Annotated in this window: 20 protein-coding genes; 9 read left to right on the top strand and 11 right to left on the bottom strand. The window is 68.2% G+C overall.

All coding sequences use genetic code 11. From position 1 onward, the window contains the following. Positions 1–7 precede the first annotated feature (7 nt). The 7 genes from gyrA to dnaA form a co-directional block, all read right to left on the bottom strand. A complete protein-coding gene (gyrA, locus tag ACZ66S_RS18540; protein ID WP_469902583.1) occupies positions 8–2,605 on the bottom strand; it encodes a DNA gyrase subunit A in 2,598 nt (865 codons plus the stop codon). 43 nt (positions 2,606–2,648) lie between these two features. After that, positions 2,649–4,697: a DNA topoisomerase (ATP-hydrolyzing) subunit B gene (gyrB, locus tag ACZ66S_RS18535; protein WP_469902582.1), complete on the bottom strand. Its 2,049-nt coding sequence runs from the start codon at positions 4,695–4,697 to the stop codon at positions 2,649–2,651. 375 nt (positions 4,698–5,072) lie between these two features. After that, complete coding sequence (locus ACZ66S_RS18530) at positions 5,073–5,627, bottom strand: DciA family protein (RefSeq protein ID WP_469902581.1); 555 nt, start codon at positions 5,625–5,627, stop codon at positions 5,073–5,075. Then, a complete protein-coding gene (gene recF, locus ACZ66S_RS18525) occupies positions 5,624–6,745 on the bottom strand; it encodes a DNA replication/repair protein RecF (protein ID WP_469902580.1) in 1,122 nt (373 codons plus the stop codon). Before recF ends, ACZ66S_RS18530 begins: the two co-directional genes overlap by 4 nt. A 52-nt stretch (positions 6,746–6,797) precedes the next feature. Then, positions 6,798–7,673: a phosphogluconate dehydrogenase (NAD(+)-dependent, decarboxylating) gene (gnd, locus tag ACZ66S_RS18520; protein ID WP_469902579.1), complete on the bottom strand. Its 876-nt coding sequence runs from the start codon at positions 7,671–7,673 to the stop codon at positions 6,798–6,800. Between the two features lie 143 nt (positions 7,674–7,816). Then, positions 7,817–8,947: a DNA polymerase III subunit beta gene (gene dnaN / locus ACZ66S_RS18515; protein ID WP_037707198.1), complete on the bottom strand. Its 1,131-nt coding sequence runs from the start codon at positions 8,945–8,947 to the stop codon at positions 7,817–7,819. Positions 8,948–9,836: 889 nt separating this feature from the next. Then, on the bottom strand, positions 9,837–11,855 hold the full coding sequence (gene dnaA, locus ACZ66S_RS18510) for a chromosomal replication initiator protein DnaA (protein WP_469902578.1): 2,019 nt from the start codon (positions 11,853–11,855) through the stop codon (positions 9,837–9,839). 383 nt (positions 11,856–12,238) lie between these two features. On the opposite strand from dnaA, the gene rpmH reads away from it, so the two are divergent. From rpmH to ACZ66S_RS18465, 9 genes are all read left to right on the top strand, one after another. Continuing rightward, a complete protein-coding gene (gene rpmH, locus ACZ66S_RS18505; RefSeq protein ID WP_005482975.1) occupies positions 12,239–12,376 on the top strand; it encodes a 50S ribosomal protein L34 in 138 nt (45 codons plus the stop codon). A 21-nt stretch (positions 12,377–12,397) separates the two neighbouring features. Next, positions 12,398–12,769: a ribonuclease P protein component gene (gene rnpA / locus ACZ66S_RS18500; RefSeq protein WP_469902577.1), complete on the top strand. Its 372-nt coding sequence runs from the start codon at positions 12,398–12,400 to the stop codon at positions 12,767–12,769. Further along, the gene (yidD, locus tag ACZ66S_RS18495) at positions 12,766–13,116 is read left to right on the top strand and encodes a membrane protein insertion efficiency factor YidD (protein WP_037707204.1); all 351 of its coding nucleotides are present in this window, start codon (positions 12,766–12,768) and stop codon (positions 13,114–13,116) included. Before rnpA ends, yidD begins: the two co-directional genes overlap by 4 nt. 3 nt (positions 13,117–13,119) lie before the next feature. Beyond that, a complete protein-coding gene (yidC, locus tag ACZ66S_RS18490) occupies positions 13,120–14,403 on the top strand; it encodes a membrane protein insertase YidC (protein WP_469902576.1) in 1,284 nt (427 codons plus the stop codon). 15 nt (positions 14,404–14,418) lie between these two features. Continuing rightward, positions 14,419–14,931 (top strand): Jag family protein, encoded by a 513-nt coding sequence (locus ACZ66S_RS18485; protein ID WP_469902575.1) that lies wholly within the window; start codon positions 14,419–14,421, stop codon positions 14,929–14,931. 118 nt (positions 14,932–15,049) lie between these two features. Then, positions 15,050–15,766, top strand: a complete 717-nt coding sequence (gene rsmG / locus ACZ66S_RS18480; protein ID WP_469902574.1) for a 16S rRNA (guanine(527)-N(7))-methyltransferase RsmG — start codon at positions 15,050–15,052, stop codon at positions 15,764–15,766. A gap of 265 nt (positions 15,767–16,031) precedes the next feature. Then, positions 16,032–17,105, top strand: coding sequence for a ParA family protein (locus tag ACZ66S_RS18475; protein WP_078935937.1), 1,074 nt, complete (start codon positions 16,032–16,034; stop codon positions 17,103–17,105). After that, entirely contained in the window at positions 17,102–18,202 is a 1,101-nt protein-coding gene (locus ACZ66S_RS18470) for a ParB/RepB/Spo0J family partition protein (RefSeq protein WP_469902573.1), read from the top strand. Before ACZ66S_RS18475 ends, ACZ66S_RS18470 begins: the two co-directional genes overlap by 4 nt. A gap of 326 nt (positions 18,203–18,528) precedes the next feature. After that, on the top strand, positions 18,529–19,146 hold the full coding sequence (locus ACZ66S_RS18465) for a GNAT family N-acetyltransferase (protein WP_469902572.1): 618 nt from the start codon (positions 18,529–18,531) through the stop codon (positions 19,144–19,146). Between the two features lie 72 nt (positions 19,147–19,218). Here ACZ66S_RS18465 and trxA read toward each other — a convergent pair whose 3' ends face one another. The 4 genes from trxA to sigM form a co-directional block, all read right to left on the bottom strand. Next, positions 19,219–19,551, bottom strand: a complete 333-nt coding sequence (gene trxA, locus ACZ66S_RS18460) for a thioredoxin (RefSeq protein WP_003991504.1) — start codon at positions 19,549–19,551, stop codon at positions 19,219–19,221. 44 nt (positions 19,552–19,595) lie between these two features. After that, positions 19,596–20,564 carry a thioredoxin-disulfide reductase gene (trxB, locus tag ACZ66S_RS18455; protein ID WP_469902571.1) on the bottom strand — a complete coding sequence of 323 codons (969 nt, stop codon included), beginning with the start codon at positions 20,562–20,564 and terminating at the stop codon, positions 19,596–19,598. A 168-nt stretch (positions 20,565–20,732) separates the two neighbouring features. Continuing rightward, positions 20,733–21,629 (bottom strand): anti-sigma factor family protein, encoded by an 897-nt coding sequence (locus ACZ66S_RS18450; protein ID WP_469902570.1) that lies wholly within the window; start codon positions 21,627–21,629, stop codon positions 20,733–20,735. Beyond that, the gene (sigM, locus tag ACZ66S_RS18445; protein WP_469902569.1) at positions 21,626–22,351 is read right to left on the bottom strand and encodes an RNA polymerase sigma factor SigM; all 726 of its coding nucleotides are present in this window, start codon (positions 22,349–22,351) and stop codon (positions 21,626–21,628) included. The genes ACZ66S_RS18450 and sigM overlap by 4 nt, the downstream gene beginning before the upstream one ends. Positions 22,352–22,381: the final 30 nt, after the last annotated feature.

The raw sequence follows: 22,381 nt of genomic DNA, 5'->3' as shown, positions 1-22,381 counted from the left end.
CCTCGTGCTACTCGGACGAGGGTGCCTCACCCTCGTCCGTGCCGATGGTCTCGGCGGCACCGTCGACGGTCTCGTCGTCGGCCACATCGCCGTCGACCTCCTCCGCCTCACGTCCCGCCTCGGCGTTACGTGCGATGCCGACCACGGCATCGCGCTTGCCCAGGTTGATCAGTTGGACGCCCATGGTGTCACGGCCCGTCTCCCTGACTCCGCTGACTCGCGTACGAATCACACCGCCGGACAGGGTGATGGCGAGGATCTCGTCCGTCTCCTCGACCACCAGCGCGCCGACGAGCGACCCGCGGTCCTCCACGATCTTGGCAGCCTTGATGCCGAGGCCGCCGCGACCCTGGACGCGGTACTCGTCGACGGCGGTCCGCTTCGCGTACCCACCGTCCGTAGCAGTGAACACGAACGTACCGGGTCGAACAACATTCATCGAGAGCAGCTCGTCTCCCTCGCGGAAGCTCATGCCCTTGACGCCCGAGGTGGCGCGGCCCATGGGACGCAGAGTGTCGTCCGAGGCGGTGAACCTGATCGACTGCGCCTTCTTGCTGATCAGAAGCAGATCACTATCGGCCGACACGAGTTCGGCGCCGATCAGTTCGTCGTCGGAACCGTCCTCGCGCTCCCGCAGATTGATGGCGATGACACCACCGGAACGCGGAGAGTCGTAATCCTTCAGTGACGTCTTCTTGACCAGACCCGCCTTCGTGGCGAGCACCAGGTACGGCGCCGCGTCGTAGTCGCGGATCGCGAGGATCTCGGCGATCGCCTCGTCCGGCTGGAAGGCCAGCAGGTTGGCGACGTGCTGACCACGGGCGTCACGGCCGGCGTCCGGCAACTCGTACGCCTTGGCGCGGTAGACGCGGCCCTTGTTGGTGAAGAACAGCAGCCAGTGGTGCGTGGTGGAGACGAAGAAGTGGTCGACGATGTCGTCTTCCTTGAGCTTCGTCCCGCGTACGCCCTTGCCGCCGCGCTTCTGGGCGCGGTAGTCGACGGTCTTGGTGCGCTTGACGTAACCGCCGCGCGTGACCGTGACGACGATGTCCTCCTCGGCGATGAGGTCCTCGATGGACATGTCACCGTCGTAGGGCACCAGCATGGTCTTGCGGTCGTCGCCGTACTTCTCGACGATCGCGGCGAGTTCGGCGCTGACGATGCCGCGCTGGCGGACCGGCGAGGCCAGGATCTCGTTGTACTCGGTGATCTTCGCCTGGAGTTCGTCGTGCTCCTGGACGATCTTCTGGCGCTCCAGGGCGGCGAGTCGGCGCAACTGCATCTCGAGAATGGCGTTGGCCTGGATCTCGTCGATCTCCAGGAGCTCCATCAGGCCCGTGCGCGCGATGTCGACGGTGTCGCTGCGCCGGATGAGCGCGATGACCTCGTCGATGGCGTCCAGGGCCTTGAGCAGACCGCGCAGGATGTGCGCCCGCTCCTCGGCCTTGCGCAGCCGGAACTTCGTACGGCGGACGATGACCTCGATCTGGTGCGCCACCCAGTGCCGGATGAACGCGTCCAGGGACAGCGTGCGCGGGACGCCGTCGACGAGCGCCAGCATGTTGGCGCCGAAGTTCGACTGGAGGTCCGTGTGCTTGTAGAGGTTGTTCAGCACGACCTTGGCGACCGCGTCGCGCTTCAGCACGATCACGAGCCGCTGGCCCGTGCGCGAGGACGTCTCGTCCCGGACGTCCGCGATGCCGCCGACCTTGCCGTCCTTCACCAGGTCGGCGATCTTCTGCGCGAGGTTGTCGGGGTTGGTCTGGTACGGCAGCTCCGTGACCACCAGGCACTGGCGGTTCTGGATCTCCTCGACCTCGACGACCGCGCGCATGGTGATCGAGCCACGGCCGGTGCGGTACGCCTCCTCGATGCCCTTGCGGCCGACGACGAGCGCGCCGGTCGGGAAGTCGGGGCCCTTGATGCGCTCCATGAGAGCGTCCAGGAGCTCCTCGTGCGAGGCCTCCGGGTTCTCCAGGTACCACTGGGCGCCGGCCGCGACCTCGCGCAGGTTGTGCGGCGGGATGTTGGTCGCCATGCCGACCGCGATACCGGCCGAGCCGTTGATCAGCAGGTTCGGGAAGCGGGCCGGCAGGACGGTCGGCTCCTGGGAGCGGCCGTCGTAGTTGTCCGTGAAGTCGACGGTCTCCTCGTCGATGTCACGGACCATCTCCATCGACAGCGGCGCCATCTTGCACTCGGTGTACCGCATGGCGGCCGCCGGGTCGTTGCCCGGGGAGCCGAAGTTGCCGTTGGAGTCCACCAGCGGCATCCGCATCGACCACGGCTGGGCGAGGCGCACCAGTGCGTCGTAGATCGAGGAGTCGCCGTGCGGGTGGTAGTTGCCCATCACGTCGCCGACCACGCGCGCGCACTTGTAGAAGCCGCGCTCGGGGCGGTAGCCGCCGTCGTACATCGCGTAGAGGACGCGGCGGTGGACGGGCTTGAGACCGTCCCGGACGTCCGGCAGCGCGCGGGACACGATGACGGACATCGCGTAGTCCAGGTACGAACGCTGCATCTCCGTCTCGAGCCCGACGGGCTCGACACGCATCGCGACTTCGCCGCCCTCTTCAGGGGTGACGGGAGTGTTCTCGTCGGCCATTGCTGGTGAAGATCCTTCCTGGTGCGGTCAGGCTGAGACCGACTCAGATGTCGAGGAAGCGGACGTCCTTGGCGTTGCGCTGGATGAACTGGCGGCGGGCCTCGACGTCCTCGCCCATCAGGACGGAGAACAGGTCGTCGGCCTGGGCGGCGTCGTCGAGGGTGACCTGGCCGAGGACGCGGTGCTCCTGGTCCATGGTGGTCACGCGCAGCTCCTCGGCGTTCATCTCGCCGAGGCCCTTGAAGCGCTGGATGGAGTCCTCGCGGATGCGCTTGCCGCGCTGGCGGCCCATCTCGATCAGCGCGTCGCGCTCGCGGTCGGAGTAGGCGTACTCGATGTCGTCCCGGCCCCACTTGATCTTGTACAGCGGGGGACGGGAGAGGTACACGTGCCCGGCCTCGACCAGCGGCCGCATGAAGCGGAACAGGAAGGTCAGCAGGAGGGTGGAGATGTGCTGGCCGTCGACATCGGCGTCCGCCATCAGGATGATCTTGTGATAGCGCAGCTTCTCGATGTCGAAGTCCTCGTGGACCCCGGTGCCGAAGGCCGAGATGAGCGCCTGGATCTCCTGGTTCTGCAGGATCTTGTCGATCCGCGCCTTCTCGACGTTCAGGATCTTGCCGCGGATCGGGAGGATCGCCTGGTACTCGGGGTTGCGGCCGGACTTGGCCGAGCCGCCGGCGGAGTCACCCTCGACGATGAAGATCTCGCACTTGGTGGGGTCGTTCGACTGGCAGTCGGAGAGCTTGCCCGGCAGGGACGCGGTCTCCAGCAGGCCCTTGCGGCGGGTCAGGTCGCGGGCCTTGCGGGCCGCCACGCGCGCGGTGGCCGCCTGGATGGACTTGCGGATGATGTCCGCGGCCTCGACCGGGTTGCGGTCCAGCCAGTCGGTGAGGTGCTCGTACACGACCCTCTGGACGAAGGTCTTCACCTCGGTGTTGCCCAGCTTGGTCTTGGTCTGGCCCTCGAACTGCGGCTCGCTCAGCTTCACCGAGATGATCGCGGTCAGACCCTCGCGGATGTCGTCACCCGTGAGGTTGTCGTCCTTCTCGCGCAGCAGCTTCTTGTCGCGCGCGTACTTGTTGATCAGCGAGGTGAGCGCCGAGCGGAAGCCCTCTTCGTGCGTGCCGCCCTCGTGCGTGTGGATGATGTTGGCGAAGGAGTACACACCCTCGCTGTAACCGCCGTTCCACTGCATCGCGAGCTCGAGGGAGAGGTTCTTGTCCTTGTCCTCGGCCTCGAGGTCGATCACCGTGGGGTGCACGACCTCTCCCTTGCGGGAGTTGAGGTACTTCACGAAGTCGACGATGCCGCCCTCGTAGTGGTACGAGACGCTCTTGACCTCGTGCTTCTCGTCCTCGCCCGCCTCGTCCGCGCCGGCGGTGGCCTTCGCCGACTCGCGCTCGTCGGTGAGGTTGATCCGCAGGCCCTTGTTGAGGAACGCCATCTCCTGGAAGCGCCGCGAGAGCGTCTCGAAGGAGTACTCCGTGGTCTCGAAGATGTCCGGGTCGGCCCAGAAGGTGACCGTGGTGCCGTGCTCGTCCGTGGCCTCGTGCTGGGCCAGCGGGGCGGTCGGCACGCCCAGCTTGTAGTCCTGCGTCCAGCGGTAGCCGTCGGTCTTGATCTCGACGGCGACCTTGGTCGACAGGGCGTTCACTACGGAGACGCCCACGCCGTGCAGACCGCCGGAGACCGCGTAGCCGCCGCCACCGAACTTGCCGCCCGCGTGCAGCACGGTCAGCACGACCTCGACGGCCGGCTTGCCCTCGGAGGGGACGATGCCCACCGGGATACCGCGGCCGTTGTCGACCACGCGCACGCCGCCGTCGGCGAGGATCGTCACGTCGATGGTGTCCGCGTGCCCGGCCAGTGCCTCGTCGACGGAGTTGTCGACGACTTCCTGCACCAGGTGGTGCAGACCGCGCTCGCCGGTCGAGCCGATGTACATGCCCGGTCGCTTGCGGACCGCGTCCAGACCCTCGAGGACGGTGATGGCGCTGGCGTCGTACGAGGCGGTTACCTCGCCGTTCGACGAGGTCGCCTCGGCGTCGGTGGACGGAATGTTCTCGTTGGGGTTGCCGGAATCGGCCACGAAGCGCCCTTTCTGGCACAGCACGAGCCGGGCTCGTCGGCGGGTTGCCGGAGCGGCTGCGGCATGTTGCGTTGGTAAGCCTTGATCAGCGTTGCTCAGCTTCTCCCGGGCGGTCCCCACGGTCGGGGCGGGATTGGCTTCCAGTCTACCGGTAGCGCCGACAGTGATGGGGGTTTGCCGGTACCTGAGTCCGCATGTGCCGCCCTGAACCGGCGTCTTCCGGGTCCCCATATACGGAGCGGGGCTCCAAGAGGCTCACAGCGGCACTCAGCGCTTCGGGCTGTCTACCCTTGGCTACTTGGGAGTCAGGTCGGAATTCGCAACCGCGTGCAGTGCCGCGACGGCGCTGATCACGCCCGGGCCACGTGACGTAAGTCACCTGTAGCTGTCGCCGGGTCTGCTGCTTCCCGGGGCCCTCAGGGGGCCGTAGTTGCGGGGCGGACCGCCGGGTCCGAGGACCCTGATCTGTCGCACCGTGCCGTGGCCCAGGTCCTCGTTGAGACGGGCGACCAGGCTCGGGGCGAGGCGGCGCACCTCGGTCGCCCAGACCGGCGACTCGCACTGCACGATCAGGACGCGCTCGTCCTCGTCGTACCTCTGGGGCGTGCAGTGGTCGGCCAGCTTCTCGCCGACGATCTGCGGCCAGCGCCCCATGACACCGCCCACGGCGGCCGGCGCCTCCCACCCCCGCTCGGTGATCAGACGGTTGATTGCGGCACCGAAGGCCATGGGGTCGCGCCCGTCGGCGTGCGCCCCGGAGCGCAGGCCCCCGCCGCGGCGCGCCTGCCTCTTCTGCTGTGCCGCGTCCCCACGCGCGCGTGCCTGTTCCTTCGCGGCCCTGAGCGCCACGCGCGCGAGGTCGACGCCGGAGGGTTCGGCAGCGGGCCCGGGGACCCCGGAGTTCTCCGCGGCAGGCCGTTCGTCGGTCATACGCGCTCCACCGTCCCCTCGGCCACGGCGTACCGCGTGCCCGCCAGCACATGCGGCACGTCGTCGTCGACCGCCGCCGTCACCAGGACCTGCTCACCGGGCGCCACCAGCTCGGCCAGGCGCTCGCGGCGCCGGGTGTCCAGCTCGGCGAACACGTCGTCGAGGATCAGCACCGGCTCGTTCCCCTCGGCCCTGAGCAGGTCGTACGACGCGAGGCGCAGCGCCAGCGCGTACGACCAGGACTCGCCGTGCGAGGCGTAGCCCTTGGCGGGCAGCGGGCCGAGCTTGAGGAGCAGGTCGTCCCGATGCGGTCCCACGAGGGTCACGCCCCGCTCGATCTCCTGCTTGCGCGTCTCGGCGAGGGCCGCCGTCAACTGCTCGTAGAGGGCTTCACGCGTGTGTGCCTCGCCCGGTGCGGACGGCTTGTACTCCAGGGTGACCGGGCCGCCGCCGGGGGCCAGTTGCTCGTACGCCTTGTCGGCCAGCGGCTGGAGCGCGGCGATCAGGTCGAGCCGCTGGGCCAGCAACTCGGCGCCCACGCGCGCGAGGTGCTGGTCCCAGACGTCGAGGGTGGACAGGTCCATCGAGCGGCCGCCGTGCCGCCTCGCGAGGGCGGCCGACTTCAGCAGGGTGTTGCGCTGCTTGAGGACACGCTCGTAGTCGGAGCGGACGCCGGCCATGCGCGGGGAACGGGCGGTGATCAGCTCGTCCAGGAAGCGGCGGCGCTCGCCCGGGTCGCCCTTCACGAGGGCGAGATCCTCCGGCGCGAACAGCACCGTGCGCACGATCCCCAGCACGTCACGGGGCCTGACCTGCGAGGACCTGTTGATACGGGCGCGGTTCGCCCGGCCGGGGTTCAGTTCCAGCTCGACGAGCTGCTGCCGCTCGCCCTGTCGGACCTGCGCCCGGACGATCGCGCGGTCGGCGCCCATGCGGACCAGGGGGGCGTCGGAGGCGACCCGGTGGCTGCCCAGGGTGGCGAGGTAGCCGATCGCCTCGACCAGGTTCGTCTTGCCCTGTCCGTTGGGGCCCACGAACGCGGTGACGCCCGGGTCGAGCGGAACTTCGACCCGGGCGTACGAGCGGAAGTCGGCCAGCGACAGATGCGTGACGTGCATGGTCGGTCGCCGACCTCCCCCAGCTTGTGGACTGTGGTGACAGTCCTGTGGACTACTTCGTCTCGACCGCGTGGCCGCCGAACTGGTTGCGCAGCGCCGCGATCATCTTCATCTGCGGTGAGTCGTCCTGGCGGGACGCGAACCGCGCGAACAGGGACGCGGTGATCGCCGGCAGCGGCACCGCGTGGTCGATGGCGGCCTCCACGGTCCACCGGCCCTCGCCGGAGTCCTGGGCGTAACCGCGCAGCTTGTCCAGGTGCTCGTCCTCGTCGAGGGCGTTGACCGCGAGGTCCAGCAGCCAGGAACGGATGACCGTGCCCTCCTGCCAGGAGCGGAAGACCTCCCGGACGTCGGTCACGGAGTCGACCTTCTCCAGGAGCTCCCAGCCCTCGGCGTAGGCCTGCATCATCGCGTACTCGATGCCGTTGTGGACCATCTTCGCGAAGTGGCCCGCGCCGACCTTGCCGGCGTGCACCGAGCCGGCGTCGCCCTCGGGCTTGAGGGCGTCGAAGACCGGCTGCACCTTGGCGACGTTCTCCGCGTCGCCGCCGTACATCAGCGCGTAGCCGTTCTCCAGGCCCCACACGCCGCCGGAGACGCCGCAGTCGACGAAGCCGATGCCCTTGGCGGCCAGCTCCCCGGCGTGCTTCTCGTCGTCCGTCCAGCGGGAGTTCCCGCCGTCCACCACGACGTCGCCGGGCTCCAGGAGCTCGGCCAGCTCGTCGATGGTCGCCTGGGTCGGCGCACCGGCCGGGACCATCACCCACACGACCCGCGGACCGTGCAACGCGTCCACAAGCTCCTTGAGGCTGTGGACATCGGCGAGGTCCGGGTTGCGGTCGTATCCGATCACGGTGTGGCCTGCGCGGCGGATCCGCTCGCGCATGTTGCCGCCCATCTTGCCGAGGCCGACGAGACCGAGCTCCATCAGTTGTTCCTTAGGTTGCTGTGGCGTGTGTGGCACCTTCGTACCCACGTACGAGCCTAAACCCGGACGCTCACGCACACCTGTGGGCATACGCGCTCAAACGTATGCCCTCACCTGGGGCTTTGACTCAGCCTGGCTCTGACTCAGCCGCTGAGGCGCACCGGCATGATCAGGTACTTGTAGGCCTCGTCCGCCTCGGCGTCCAGGGCCGGCTTGCCGCTCAGCAGCGCCGGCTTGGTGGACGTCGTGAAGGAGAGCTGGGCCACCGGGGAGTCGATGGCGCTCAGGCCGTCCAGCAGGAAGGTCGGGTTGAAGGCGATCGAGATGTCGTCGCCCTCCAGTTGGGCGTCGACCCTTTCCACAGCCTGTGCGTCGTCGCTGGAGCCGGCCTCCAGGATCAGCACGCCCTGCTCGAAGCTGAGCCGCACCGGGGTGTTGCGCTCGGCGACCAGGGCCACACGCTTGACGGCCTCCACGAAGGGGGCGGTCTCGATCACGGCCACGGAGTTGAACTCCGTCGGGAACAGCGTGCGGTACTTCGGCAGGTCGCCCTCGAGCAGACGCGTGGTCGTACGGCGGCCCGCGCCCTCGAAACCGATCAGCCCCTCGCCCGCGCCCGAGCCGGACAGCGCCAGAATCACGCTGTCGCCGCTCGTGAGGGCCTTGGCGGTGTCCAGGAGCGTCTTGGCGGGCACCAGGGCCACCGCGGACGCCTCGGGGTTCTCCGGCTTCCACAGGAACTCGCGGACCGCGAAGCGGTAGCGGTCGGTGGACGCCAGGGTGACGGTGTCGCCCTCGATCTCGATGCGCACACCGGTCAGGACGGGCAGCGTGTCGTCACGGCCGGCGGCGATGGCCACCTGGGAGGCGGCGGAGGCGAAGACCTCACCGGGGACGGTGCCGGTCGCGCTGGGCATCTGCGGCAGCGCCGGGTACTCCTCCACAGGCAGGGTGTGGAGGGTGAACCGCGAGGAGCCGCAGACCACCGTCGCCCGTACACCGTCTGTGGAGATCTCCACCGGGCGGTTGGGCAGGGCGCGGCAGATGTCGGCGAGCAGGCGGCCGGAGACGAGCACCGTGCCCTCCTCCTCGACCTCGGCCTCGACGGACACCCGCGCGGAGACCTCGTAGTCGAAGCTGGACAGGCTGAGCTGGCCCTCCTCGGCCTTCAGGAGAAGGCCGGCGAGGACCGGCGCCGGCGGACGGGCCGGGAGGCTGCGCGCCGCCCAGGCCACTGCCTCCGCGAGTACGTCGCGTTCCACCCGGATCTTCACTGTTGCCGCCTCCTGCTGTTGCCGGCGCTGCTCGGCCTGCCTGGCTTCGTCGTCTGTCTCGGTGTCGTCGGCCCCTGTGACGGGAAGGACACGGGGAACAGTCTGACGCACCCCACTGACAGTAGGTGCCTCTCGGGGTCAAGTCGTGACGAGGGGCAGCCGGGCACCGGACGGCGAGTTGTGCACAGGACCCCCTTCGAAACGGATTCCCAGCTCTCTCTAGTTGTCAGTAGTAGTAGGGGCTGTGGATACCGTGGATAACCCCGTTTTCCCAGCTCAGAGGGGAAATTTTGTCCACGGGCCCTGTGGGCGACACCGGTGGACAACCGGGCTCTTCTGTGGAGAACAGAAAGTTCTGCACACTCCGTGCACAGCCTGAGGCGACTTCTCCCCAGCGCCGTCCCCAGCTTTACCCCCGTTTCCCACAGCCCAACCCGGCACCTTCGTGTGACGCCTTTCACTCGCCCCGGTGATCAGGCGCGTCGCGTTGCCGAACAGTGGACAGGCATGTGGAGAAGCGGCTGATCGCTGGGGACAACCGGCCCCAACCTGTGGGCGGTCCGTGGACAACTCGGTGCACAGCCTGTGGATCTTCCCGCTGTCCACAGTCTGTGGAGATCGTTCGTCCACGAATCCACAGCCACCTGACCTGGCCTGATGGTCTTTCGGCAGCGCGCCTGTGGACCGTGATCTGGACAACTCGGCAGTCCCCAGGATGTGGACGGGAAAAAGTTGCCGAATCTGTGGAGGGAGGCCGTAACCCGGCGCGGAATCGAACACCGGGCTACGGCGCCGTGACCCGAGAAACGCCGAGGGCGCCCTCGGGAACTCGTCCCCAGGGCGCCCTCGGCGTCGAAAACGCCGTGACCCGGCCTTCGCGGCCGTCCTGTCAGCCGTTCTTGATGCGGTTCGTCAGCTCGGTCACCTGGTTGTAGATGGAGCGCCGCTCGGCCATCAGATTGCGGATCTTGCGGTCCGCGTGCATCACGGTCGTGTGGTCGCGGCCGCCGAACAGCGCGCCGATCTTCGGCAGCGACAGGTCCGTCAGCTCGCGGCACAGGTACATGGCGATCTGGCGGGCCGTGACGAGCGCGCGGCCCCGCGAGGTGCCGCACAGGTCCTCGACGGTCAGGCCGAAGTAGTCCGCCGTGGCGCTCATGATGGCCGTCGAGGTGATCTCGGGCGCCGAGTCCTCGCCGCCGGGGATCAGGTCCTTCAGCACGATCTCCGTCAGGCCCAGGTCCACCGGCTGCCGGTTGAGCGACGCGAACGCCGTCACCCGGATCAGCGCGCCCTCCAGCTCGCGGATGTTGCGCGAGATCCGGGAGGCGATGAACTCCAGGACCTCCGGCGGGGCGTTGAGCTGCTCCTGCACCGCCTTCTTGCGCAGGATCGCGATCCGGGTCTCCAGCTCGGGCGGCTGGACGTCGGTGATCAGACCCCACTCGAAACGGTTCCGCAGCCGGTCCTCCAGCGTGACGAGCTGCTTGGGCGGCCGGTCGGAGGACAGCACGATCTGCTTGTTCGCGTTGTGGAGCGTGTTGAAGGTGTGGAAGAACTCCTCCTGCGTGGACTCCTTGTCCGCGAGGAACTGGATGTCGTCGACGAGCAGGATGTCCATCTCGCGGTAGCGCTTGCGGAAGCTGTCGCCCTTGCCGTCACGGATGGAGTTGATGAACTCGTTGGTGAACTCCTCCGAGCTCACGTACCGCACGCGCGTGCCGGGATACAGGCTGCGCGCATAGTGCCCGATCGCGTGCAGCAGGTGCGTCTTGCCGAGCCCCGACTCCCCGTAGATGAACAGGGGGTTGTAGGCCTTGGCCGGCGCCTCGGCGACCGCCACCGCGGCCGCGTGGGCGAAGCGGTTGGAGGCGCCGATGACGAAGGTGTCGAAGAGGTACTTGGGGTTCAGCCGCGCGGTGGGCTCACCGGGGCCGGTCGCCGGCGCGGGCTGCGCGGCCAGCGGGCCGGGGGCGCCGGTGGTGGGCAGGTTGGAGCCGATCGGGCCGCCGCGGTGCACATGCCCGGAGCCGGAGGGCGGATCGGGCAGTTCCCGGCGGGCGTCGCGCTGGTCGTAGTCGGGCCGCTTGTCGTAGTCCGGCCGCTGGTCGTAGTCGGAGCGCGGGCCGTCGTAGGAGGAGCGTTCCATCGGCTGCGGCCGGTAGTCCTGCGACGGAGGGCCGTAGGACTCCTGCTGGTACGACTCCTGCTGGTACGGCTCGGGCTTGTAGGAATCCGGCTTGTAGGAATCCGGCTTGTAGGACTCCGGCTTGTACGGCTCCTGGGGATAGGGCTCCTGCGACGGCGACGCGTACGGGTCGCGCTCGGGGAAGCCGAGCCGCTGCTGCTGCCAGCCGTAGTCGTCCTGCGGCGGCCGCGGCCAGGCGCCGGGCTCGGGGCGCTGGTACTCCGAGGGGTAGGCGGGGCGCGCGGTCGGGAGCTGGTCCGGGCGGGGCGCGTTGTCGCCCTGGTGTCCGGAGCGCTGGTCGCGGCCCGGACGGGAGTCGTCGGCGCGGTGGCGACCGTAACCGCCCTCGTACTGGTTGTCGTACGGGCCGGAGGGGAGCTCGGGCTCCTCGTAGCGCGGCTGGGGCCGGGGGGCCGGGGGCGCGGGCGCCGCCGGGGGCTCGCCCGCGGAGTCGTCGACGGTGATCGCGATACGGATCGGGCGGCCGCACTCCCGGCTCAGCGTCTCGCTGACGGCCGGGGCCAGCCGGCCCTCCAGTACGCCTTTCGCAAATTCGTTCGGTACGGCGAGCAGGGCGGTGTCGGCGACCAGCGCGAGCGGCTGGCAGCGGCGGATCCAGTGCTCGTCCTTCGCCTCCACACCCTGGACGCGACCCTCACCGAGGAGTTGCTCGAGTACGCGTGGCCACACTGCGGCAAGATCGGCAGGTACGTCAGCCACAGGGCACGCTCTCTCACGGGTCCCACGAACGTGTGGTTGTGGGACGAGTCGGGATTCAAATGGGGTGGAGCCGAAACACAGGGGTCAAGGGAACGAATCGGAGTTCAGCCACGGTAGTCAGGGCGACGGGTGCGGTTCAAGTTGTTGTCCCCAGCCTGTGGATAGTGTCTCCCGGTGACCACTGGTTTGACCGGATGGCGTAGCCGCGCGTACCGTAACCAGGTCGAGTTGTCGATGGCTGCTGCCGCCTGCCTCCGATGGGCACAGATCGCGTCAGGTGATCGGGAAGCGGTGCACACGGGCGTAACTGCGAGCTACTCGTGGGCGCACGGTGACAGCCAGGACGGCACCCGCCACCACCGATTGATTTCTGGAGCCCCCGAGTGAGCAAGCGCACCTTCCAGCCGAACAACCGTCGTCGCGCCAAGACCCACGGCTTCCGTCTGCGGATGCGTACCCGTGCCGGCCGCGCGATTCTGGCGAACCGCCGCAGCAAGGGTCGCGCCAGCCTGTCCGCCTGATCCCGGTCAGGTCATGCCGTCGTGCTGCCCACCGAGAACCGGCTGAGGCGGCGCGAGGACTTCGCGACCGCGGTACGACGAGGGCGCCGGGCCGGACGCCCGTCCCTCGTCGTTCACTTTCGTAGCGGTGCCACGGACCCGCACGCGCCTGGGGAGAGCGCTCCCCCGACGCGTGCGGGTTTCGTCGTGAGCAAGGCCGTGGGTGGTTCCGTGGTGCGCAACAAGGTGAAGCGCAGGCTTCGTCATCTGATGCGCGACAGGGTCGCCCTGTTTCCCCCCGGTAGCCTGGTAGTCGTACGAGCGCTGCCCGAGGCGGGCGACGCCGATCAGGAACAACTGGCCCGAGACCTGGATGCCGCCGTTCAGCGGCTGCTGGGAGGGGGCGCACGATGAAGTACCCGCTGCTGGCACTGATCAAGCTGTACCAGTGGACCATCAGCCCGCTGCTCGGGCCGGTGTGCAAGTACTACCCGTCGTGCTCCCACTACGGCTACCAGGCCATCGACCGGCACGGTGCGATCAAGGGAACGGCACTCACCGCCTGGCGCATCCTGCGGTGCAATCCGTGGTCGCTGGGCGGTGTGGACCATGTCCCGCCGCGCAAGCGTCCGCGGTGGCACGAAATGCTGCGTAACGCCTGGCGTGCACGTAGGGGCGGGCCCTCCGCCGCCTCGGCCACCGAGGGGCAGACTCCTTCGAGCCCGGCCGCAGAGACTCCGTCCCATGCCCAAGGAGCATGATTAGTGGACACGATTGCCAGTCTTTTCAGCTTCATCACGACACCCGTCTCCTGGGTCATCGTCCAGTTCCACAAGGTGTACGGCGCCATCTTCGGCCCCGACACCGGGTGGGCCTGGGGCCTGTCGATCGTGTCCCTGGTGATCCTGATCCGTATCTGCCTGATCCCGCTCTTCGTGAAGCAGATCAAGTCGACGCGGGCCATGCAGACGCTCCAGCCCGAGATGAAGAAGATCCAGGAGCGCTACAAGAACGACAAGCAGCGTCAGTCCGAAGAGATGATGAAGCTGTACAAGGAGACGGGCACCAACCCGCTCTCCTCGTGCCTTCCCATCCTGGCGCAGTCGCCGTTCTTCTTCGCCCTGTACCACGTGCTCAACGGCATCGCGACCGGCTCGACGATCGGCGTCATCAACGAGTCGCTGCTGGCCAGTGCCCGTAAGGCGCACATCGTTGGTGCCCCGCTGGCCGCGAAGTTCACGGACGGTTCGAGCAAGGTCGAGGCCCTCGGCGCCTCGCTGACCGACGTCCGGGTCGTCACCGCGGTCATGATCGTCCTGATGTCGGCGTCGCAGTTCTACACGCAGCGCCAGTTGATGACGAAGAACGTCGACACCACGGTCAAGACGCCGTTCATGCAGCAGCAGAAGATGCTGATGTACGTCTTTCCGGTCATGTTCGCCGTCTTCGGCATCAACTTCCCGGTCGGTGTCCTCGTCTACTGGCTGACCACCAACGTGTGGACCATGGGCCAGCAGATGTACGTCATCCGCAACAACCCGACCCCGGGTTCCAAGGCGCAGGCCGCCTACCTGGAGCGCCTGACCAAGCACGTCACGCAGCACGGCAAGGCCCGCAAGCGCAGCGAGCGCACCATCATCAAGGCGATCGTCGCCAAGGGCCGCGACCGCAACGAGTTCGAGCGCAAGTTCATCAACGGTCTGAACAAGGCCGGCCTCGCGGCCCAGGCCGACGGTTCGGTCATCCAGAGCGAGTCCCAGGCCGCGGTGCAGACCGAGGACGGTTCGACGGCGAGCGCGGCGGCTCCCAAGCGTCAGCAGCCCAAGCGACAGAGCAAGTCCCAGCGCCAGTCGGGTGCGGCCGCGGCCGGCTCGAAGGCGGCCGGCGACAGCCCGTCGGAGCCGACCTCGCTGACCAAGTCCGACGAGCCCGAGGACGCCCAGCCCGCCGCTCCCGCCAAGAAGCAGTCCGGCGGCGGTACCCGCAGCAAGGCCCAGTCCGGACAGCGCAAGGGTCCGCAGCGGCCCAAGTCCCCGTCCAAGAAGTAAGAAGGAGTCCATCCCGTGACGGAAGGCACCACCTCCGCCGCTGCCGAGGGTGCAGACACCCTGACCCGCCTTGAGCAGGAGGGCGAGATCGCGGCGGACTACCTCGAGGGTCTGCTCGACATCGCCGATCTCGACGGCGACATCGACATGGACGTCGAGGCCGACCGCGCCGCTGTCTCGATCATCAGCGACTCGGGCAGCCGCGACCTGCAGAAGCTGGTCGGTCGTGACGGCGAGGTGCTGGAAGCCCTGCAGGAGCTCACCCGCCTGGCCGTGCACCGGGAGACCGGGGACCGCAGCCGACTGATGCTGGACATCGGCGGTTTCCGGGCCAAGAAGCGTGCCGAGCTCTCCGAGCTGGGTGCCAAGGCCGCCGCCGAGGTGAAGAGCACCGGCGAGTCCGTGAAGCTCAAGCCGATGACGCCGTTCGAGCGCAAGGTCGTGCACGACGCGATCAAGGCAGCCGGGCTCCGCAGTGAGTCCGAGGGTGAGGAGCCGCAGCGCTTCGTCGTCGTCCTTCCCGCCTGATCGGTCCGTACGTTCCTCCGGCCCCGTCTGTAGAGCAGGCGGGGCCGAACTTTGTCAGCCTGATAGTTCTGATGGTCGGCGCCCCGTGCGCTGATGCGGTACGGAAGGACGGTTCCCCGTGACGGAGGCAGCGGAGCTTCCCCCCGCGCCCGAGCAGGCGCGCGAGGTGTTCGGCGATCGCTTCGAGAACGCGGTGCGCTACGCCGAGCTGCTCGCCGAGGCGGGTGTGCGGCGCGGTCTCATCGGCCCCCGTGAAGTGCCCCGCCTGTGGGAGCGGCACCTGCTGAACTGCGCGGTGCTCTCCGAGGTCGTTCCCGAGGGCGTGACGGTGTGCGACGTCGGCTCCGGTGCCGGCCTGCCCGGCATTCCCCTGGCCCTCGTCCGCGAGGACCTCAAGATCACGTTGCTGGAACCCTTGCTGAGGCGCACGACCTTCCTGACGGAGGTCGTCGAGCTGCTGGGCCTGGACCATGTGACGGTCGTGCGGGGTCGCGCCGAGGAGGTCATGGGCAAGCTGACCCCCGTGCACGTGGTGACAGCGCGAGCCGTGGCCCCGCTGGACCGCCTGGCGACCTGGGGTGTCCCGCTGCTGCGTCCCTACGGGGAGATGCTCGCCCTCAAGGGCGACACCGCGGAGGAGGAGCTCAAGGCGGCAAACACCGCCCTGAGCAAGCTCGGTGCCGTGGGCACGTCGATCCTGCATGTGGGTGAGGGCGTGGTCGATCCCCTGTCCACCGTGGTGAGGGTCGAAGTCGGGGAAAGCCCCGGCGGTGTGCGCTTCGCGGCCAAGCGTGCCAAGGCGGCCCGGACGGGGCGGACCCGTCGACGTCGCTGATCCGCCCTGACGACGAGACTTACTCCACACAAGCTGTCAAACCTATGCATCCCGGAGTGTCGCGGCAGAACGGGCACGGCTGCCCTGCATCGTGTTTCACGTGAAACGTCGCTCACTGCTGCACGGCATCATCAGCCGGGGCCGCGCTGCGGCCGAACCCCGCGACCGAAAGCCTCTCGGGTCACTCGGAGAGGTAACGGAGTTGTCCACAGAGGTGGATTTCTCCACAGAACAACAGGCCTCACTGGTTCACGACCCCGAAGACATGGGAGGCTCTGTTCATTGCGAGCCTGAAGTCGAGGAGAGTGAATCCTTGCGGTCCGACGCCAACATCGCGGGACCGATGACCGATCCGGTCCCCGGTCCCCGAACCGAGTCGATGGGGGAGGATGTTTCACGTGAAACACCGCCTCCGATGGACGACACTCCGATCGGTCGTGCTGCCCAACTGGCGGTAGAGGCTCTTGGCCGTGCCGGCGAGGGCCTGCCACGGCCCGAGCAGACCCGGATCATGGTCGTTGCCAACCAGAAGGGTGGAGTGGGCAAGACGACGACAACCGTCAATCTTGCTGCTTCGCTGGCTCTGCACGGCGGCCGTGTCCTGGTGATCGACCTCGACCCCCAGGGCAACGCGTCCACCGCGCTGGGTATCGACCACCACGCCGAAGTCCCGTCCATCTACGACGTCTTGGTCGAGAGCAGGCCGCTGGCCGAGGTTGTTCAGCCGGTTCCTGATGTCGAAGGTCTCTTCTGCGCCCCCGCCACCATCGATCTCGCCGGTGCGGAGATCGAGCTGGTGTCCCTGGTGGCGCGGGAGAGCCGACTGCAACGTGCGATCCAGGCGTACGAGCAGCCCTTGGACTACATCCTCATCGACTGTCCGCCCTCGCTCGGCCTGCTGACGGTCAATGCGCTCGTGGCCGGTGCGGAGGTCCTCATCCCGATCCAGTGCGAGTACTACGCACTGGAGGGGCTGGGACAGCTCCTGCGCAACGTCGATCTGGTGCGGGGTCACCTCAACCCCACCTTGCACGTATCGACCATCCTGCTCACCATGTACGACGGCCGGACGCGCCTCGCGTCCCAGGTCGCGGACGAGGTGCGCACCCACTTCGGCGACGAGGTGCTGCGGACCAGCATTCCCCGCTCGGTCCGTATCTCCGAGGCGCCGAGTTACGGACAGACGGTGCTGACCTACGATCCAGGATCGAGCGGCGCGTTGTCCTACCTTGAGGCGGCGCGAGAGATCGCGCTGAAGGGCGTCGGTGTCAGCTATGACCCGACGCAGGCGCACATCGGCGCACAGAGCAACCCGAGCATGGTGGAGGGGATCCAGTGAGCGAGCGACGGAGGGGGTTGGGCCGTGGTCTCGGCGCACTGATCCCTGCTGCCCCGACCGAGAAGACGCCGACCCCGGCGGCGATGGGAGGCGCCGGTTCCGCGTCTCCGACGTCCGTGCCGGTGTTGACGACGGACCGTGGGGTGGCCGCGGCGAAGGTGGCCACGCTGCCGCCTGTTTCACATGAAACCGAGGCGCCGGCGGTCAACGGCTACCCGGAGACGCCCGCGCCTCCCATGGGCGCCCACTTCGCGGAACTCCCCCTCGACTCCATCACGCCGAACCCGCGTCAGCCGCGTGAGGTCTTCGACGAGGATGCGCTCCAGGAGCTGGTCACCTCCATCCAGGAGGTCGGCCTCCTCCAGCCCGTCGTGGTACGGCAGGTCGGGCCCAGCCGCTACGAGCTCATCATGGGCGAGCGGCGCTGGCGGGCCAGTCGTGAGGCCGGCCTGGAGGCGATCCCCGCGATCGTGCGGGCCACGGACGACGACAAGCTTCTCCTGGACGCCCTCCTGGAGAACTTGCACCGGGCTCAGCTCAACCCGTTGGAAGAGGCAGCCGCCTACGACCAACTGCTGAAGGACTTCAACTGCACGCACGACCAGCTCGCGGACCGCATCGGCCGGTCCCGCCCGCAGGTCTCCAACACCCTGCGTCTGCTGAAGCTCTCGCCGGCGGTGCAGCGTCGTGTGGCTGCCGGAGTGCTCTCGGCCGGACACGCCCGTGCCCTGCTCTCCGTCGAGGACTCGGAGGAGCAGGACCGCCTGGCCCATCGCATCGTGGCCGAGGGGCTGTCGGTGCGTGCGGTCGAGGAGATCGTGACCCTCATGGGTTCGCGGCCGCAGACCGCCCAACGATCCAAGGGGCCGCGCGCCGGCGCCCGGGTCTCTCCGGCGCTGACCGACCTCGCGACTCGTCTCTCGGACCGTTTCGAGACGCGGGTGAAGGTCGACCTCGGGCAGAAGAAGGGCAAGATCACCGTCGAGTTCGCCTCCATGGAGGATCTCGAGCGCATCCTCAGCTCCCTCGCCCCCGGTGAGGGACCGGTTCTGCAGAACAGTCTGCTGGACGGCGAGGACGAGGAAACGGAAGCCTGAGCCGGGTCGCACGAGAGTGACCCAGCCCAGGTCTGGCATCAAGAGCGGGCCGTGTCCGGTGTGTACCGGACACGGCCCGCTCTTTGCTTTGGAGCGGTATCGATGGATTCTCTGTGTGGATACGATGCGAATGGGTGCGGCACATCCACCCGGCAGCACCTCTGAGGGGAGGGAGGGGCCATGCGAACGATGAGCAGAAGCGGACTGGTGAGCGCGGGCCTGGGACTGGGGGCGGTCGGCGGTTTCGTCGGCAGCCTGCTCCGGGAACGGAGCGCTCTGACGGCCGCCCGCGACGCGGCAGGCGCAGAAAGCGAGGAACAGCCTTCATGGGGCGTCGGCTCGTACCGCTCACGCTGGACAACCTTCCGGACCTACCCCAGCGGTGCCGCTCGTGCGTCTTCTGGGAGCTGGACCCCGTCAGCGGAGAAGCAGCGGTAAAGGCGGGAACAGCCGCCCTGGAGAAGGAAGCCTGGATCTCCGCCGTCCTGCTGGACTGGGGATCGTGCGGCCGTGTCGTCTACGTCGACGACGTACCGGTCGGCTTCGTCCTCTACGCCCCTCCCGCGTATGTCCCCCGGTCCACCGCGTTCCCCACGAGTCCTGTCTCGCCGGACGCCGTCCAGTTGATGACGTCGTTCATCATGCCGGGGTATCAGGGGCAGGGGCTGGGCCGGGTGATGGTGCAGACGGTCGCCAAGGATCTGCTGCGGCGGGGCTTCAAGGCCATCGAGGCCTTCGGTGACGCCCGCTGGAAGGAGCCCGCCTGTCTGCTGCCCGCCGACCATCTCCTCGCCGTCGGGTTCAAGACGGTCCGACCCCATCCCACGTATCCGAGGCTGAGGCTGGAGCTGCGCACCACGCTCTCCTGGAAGGAAGACGTGGAGATGGCACTGGACCGGCTGCTGGGGGCTGTACAGAAGGAACCGGCGCTGCGTCCTCTGTGATGCGGCGGAGCCGCTGACAACACGATGGGGCCGGTCCATTCGGACCGGCCCCATCGTGTTTCACGTGAAACATCACTCGGCGATGAAGTCCTCGAGGTCGCGGACGATCGCGGCCTTCGGCTTGGCACCGACGATGGTCTTGGCGACCTCGCCACCCTGGTACACGTTCAGCGTCGGGATGGACATGACGCCGTACTTGGCGGCCGTACCCGGGTTCTCGTCGATGTTCAGCTTGACGACCTCGATCTTGTCGCCGTACTCGGCGGCGATCGCCTCGAGGGACGGAGCGATCTGACGGCACGGTCCGCACCAGGCGGCCCAGAAGTCCACCAGGACGGGCTTGTCGCTCTTCAGGACGTCCTGCTCGAAGGAATCGTCGGTCACATTCTTCAGGGTGCCGGCCACGGCGGGCTCCTTAACTGGGTTGGTGCGGTGGGGCGGGAAGGGGGTCAGACAGCGGTCTTCTCGGGCTCGGCCTTCTCCGCGTCCGCGAGGGCGGCGAGGAAGCGCTCGGCGTCGAGAGCGGCGGAACAGCCGGTGCCGGCGGCCGTGATCGCCTGACGGTAGGTGTGGTCGACCACGTCACCGGCGCCGAAGACGCCGGTCAGGTTGGTGCGGGTCGAAGGCGCTTCCACCTTCAGGTAACCCTCGTCGTCCAGCTCGAGCTGGCCCTTGAAGAGCTCGGTGCGCGGGTCGTGGCCGATCGCGATGAACAGGCCGGTGACCGCCAGGTCCGAGAGCTCACCGGTCTTGAGGTTGCGCAGCTTCAGGCCCGAGAGCTTCGGGTCGCCCTGGATCTCGGCAACCTCGCTGTCCCACACGAACTTGATCTTCGGGTCGGCGAAGGCACGCTCCTGCATCGCCTTGGAGGCGCGCAGGGTGTCACGGCGGTGGACGATCGTCACGGACTTGGCGAAGCGGGAGAGGAAGGTGGCCTCCTCCATCGCGGTGTCACCGCCGCCGATCACGGCGATGTCCTGGTCCTTGAAGAAGAAGCCGTCACAGGTGGCACACCACGAGACACCGCGCCCGGAGAGGGCGTCCTCGTTCGGCAGGCCCAGCTTGCGGTGCTGCGAGCCGGTGGTGACGATGACGGCCTTCGCCCGGTGGACCGTACCCGAGGTGTCGGTGACGGTCTTGATCTCGCCGGTCAGGTCGACGTTGACGATGTCGTCCGGGATGAGCTCGGCACCGAAGCGCTCCGCCTGGGCGCGCATGTTGTCCATGAGCTCGGGGCCCATGATGCCGTCCTGGAAGCCGGGGAAGTTCTCCACCTCGGTGGTGTTCATCAGCGCGCCACCGGCGGTGACGGCGCCCTCGAACACCAGCGGCTTCAGCGACGCGCGCGCGGTGTAGAGCGCCGCCGTGTAGCCGGCGGGCCCGGAGCCGATGATGATCACGTTACGGACGTCGCTCACGGCTTGGTTCCTCGTCTCTGGACTGCGTCGTCGGACCGGTGGAGCCCCTCGCAGAACTCTCACCCCACCCAACGGATCCTAAGGGGCGCGCATTCCCGGTGTGTCCGGGCACACGGAGAGGCCACACCGTACGCATTACCACGCAGGGCGGAGACGAAGCGTGCTCGGTCAGGAGTGGGCGTAGGAACGCTTCAGGAGAACCTTCGCGGTGCCGGTCGGGGCGTTCTTCACACACGACGCATCCACGATGTAGACGGTGACCCGGGTGCTGTCGGAGGGATCACGCAGCACGACCAGAATCGCATCCGTGCCCTTGTAGACGCCGTCCTCGGTCGCGAGCGGGGCATCGCTGGAGTGGATGCCGTTCTGGACGCACTGGGGAACCTCGGGCGTCACCAGGATGCGGGGATCCTCGGAGCCGGGGATGTTCTGCGCCGCGCCCATGCTGCTGTGCGGAGCCCGGGAACCACCGCTTGTGCTCTTCTCGATGAGCAGCTTCGACACCTGCTTCTCGAGTCCGCTCGCGGAGAAGGTGTCGGCGGAGGCGGTGCTCTGGCCGCGTGCTGAGTCGTTCGGCTTGCCGTCGTCCAACGACGACAGCAGGACGGAACCGAATCCCAGTGCGGCGACGGTGAAGACGGCTCCGAGGACGGCGACCTTGCGGCGTCCGTTCCTTCGGCGGTCCTTCCGCCCCGGGCCGGTGCTGGAAGTACGGGCATGCCCCGTGGGGCGGTCGGCGGTGGGCGATGTTTCACGTGAAACACGCGCGCTGTCGACCGGCGCCGGTGCGTTCACCGCTTCGGGAGCGGTGGCCTGGAGGAGCGCCTCCGCGGCGAGGGCGGCGTCGATCCTGCCGGCGACGTCGGCGGGCATCTGCGGCGGTCCCGGCAGCGTGCCGAGCAGACCGCGGATCTCCTGCAATGAGGTGTGTACGTCCGCGCAGAGTTCGCACTCGTCCAGATGCCGGCGTACGTCAGCGGTCTGGGAGGGGGAGAGGATGCCCTCAGTGAGGTCGGAGATCTCCGCGACGTCCGGGTGCCCGTCTGTGTCTGTCGTGGAAGTCACGCTCGCCCACCTCCGCCCTTCACTACGGCTGAATCGCTTGGTCCCGAATCTGGCGAGCCGTCCGACGGAGGTCCCGCTGCGGGTGGGACGGATGTCTCCTGCGTCCGGTTCCGTCCGACGCCCGCTTCTCTGCCTGTTCCGGCGTTTTCCGGCCGCAGATGGGTGAGAAGCGGGAGCAGTCTGGCTCTTCCCCGGGCGCAGCGACTCTTCACCGTCCCCGTCGGGACGTCGAGCATGCTGGCGGCCTCGGCGACCGGGTAGCCCTGCATGTCCACGAGGACGAGGGCCGCGCGCTGGTCGGGTGGGAGCGTACCGAGGGCCTCCACGAGCTGGCGGTGGAGGTCGTTGCGTTCGGCCGGTGCCGAGGCCTCCTCGTGCGGCTCCAAGAGCTGCTCCAGGCGCTCGGTGTCGTCCACCGGGGAGGTCTTGCGGGAGGCGGCCTTTCGGGCCCGGTCCAGGCAGGCGTTGACCGTGATCCGGTGCAGCCAGGTCGTGACCGCCGACTGCCCCCGGAAGGTGTGCGCGGCCCGGTAGGCGGACACGAGCGCGTCTTGGACGGCGTCAGCGGCTTCCTCGCGGTCTCCGAGCGTGCGGAGGGCGACGGCCCACAGCCGGTCCCGGTGCCGCCGTACGAGTTCACCGAAGGCGTCGGGGTCGCCCGCTACGTGACGGGCCAGGAGGTCCTGATCGCTGGTGTCGCCGTATGCGGTGTCATCTGCCATCGGACCCCCTCCCCTTGTCTGCGGTGAGTG

The sequence above is a fragment of the Streptomyces sp. NPDC107471 genome, assembly GCF_055582845.1.
Note: the sequence above shows the minus strand (reverse complement) of the source record. Positions and strands in the feature narration are given on the sequence as shown.

Coding starts and splice junctions, on each gene's coding strand:
- ACZ66S_RS18475 (WP_078935937.1), top strand. CDS start 16,032: ATGGGAGGCTCTGTTCATTGCGAGCCTGAAGTCGAGGAGAGTGAATCC.
- recF (WP_469902580.1), bottom strand. CDS start 6,745: ATGCACGTCACGCATCTGTCGCTGGCCGACTTCCGCTCGTACGCCCGG.
- ACZ66S_RS18530 (WP_469902581.1), bottom strand. CDS start 5,627: ATGACCGACGAACGGCCTGCCGCGGAGAACTCCGGGGTCCCCGGGCCC.
- ACZ66S_RS18465 (WP_469902572.1), top strand. CDS start 18,529: ATGGGGCGTCGGCTCGTACCGCTCACGCTGGACAACCTTCCGGACCTA.
- yidD (WP_037707204.1), top strand. CDS start 12,766: ATGAAGTACCCGCTGCTGGCACTGATCAAGCTGTACCAGTGGACCATC.
- gnd (WP_469902579.1), bottom strand. CDS start 7,673: ATGGAGCTCGGTCTCGTCGGCCTCGGCAAGATGGGCGGCAACATGCGC.
- gyrA (WP_469902583.1), bottom strand. CDS start 2,605: ATGGCCGACGAGAACACTCCCGTCACCCCTGAAGAGGGCGGCGAAGTC.
- sigM (WP_469902569.1), bottom strand. CDS start 22,351: ATGGCAGATGACACCGCATACGGCGACACCAGCGATCAGGACCTCCTG.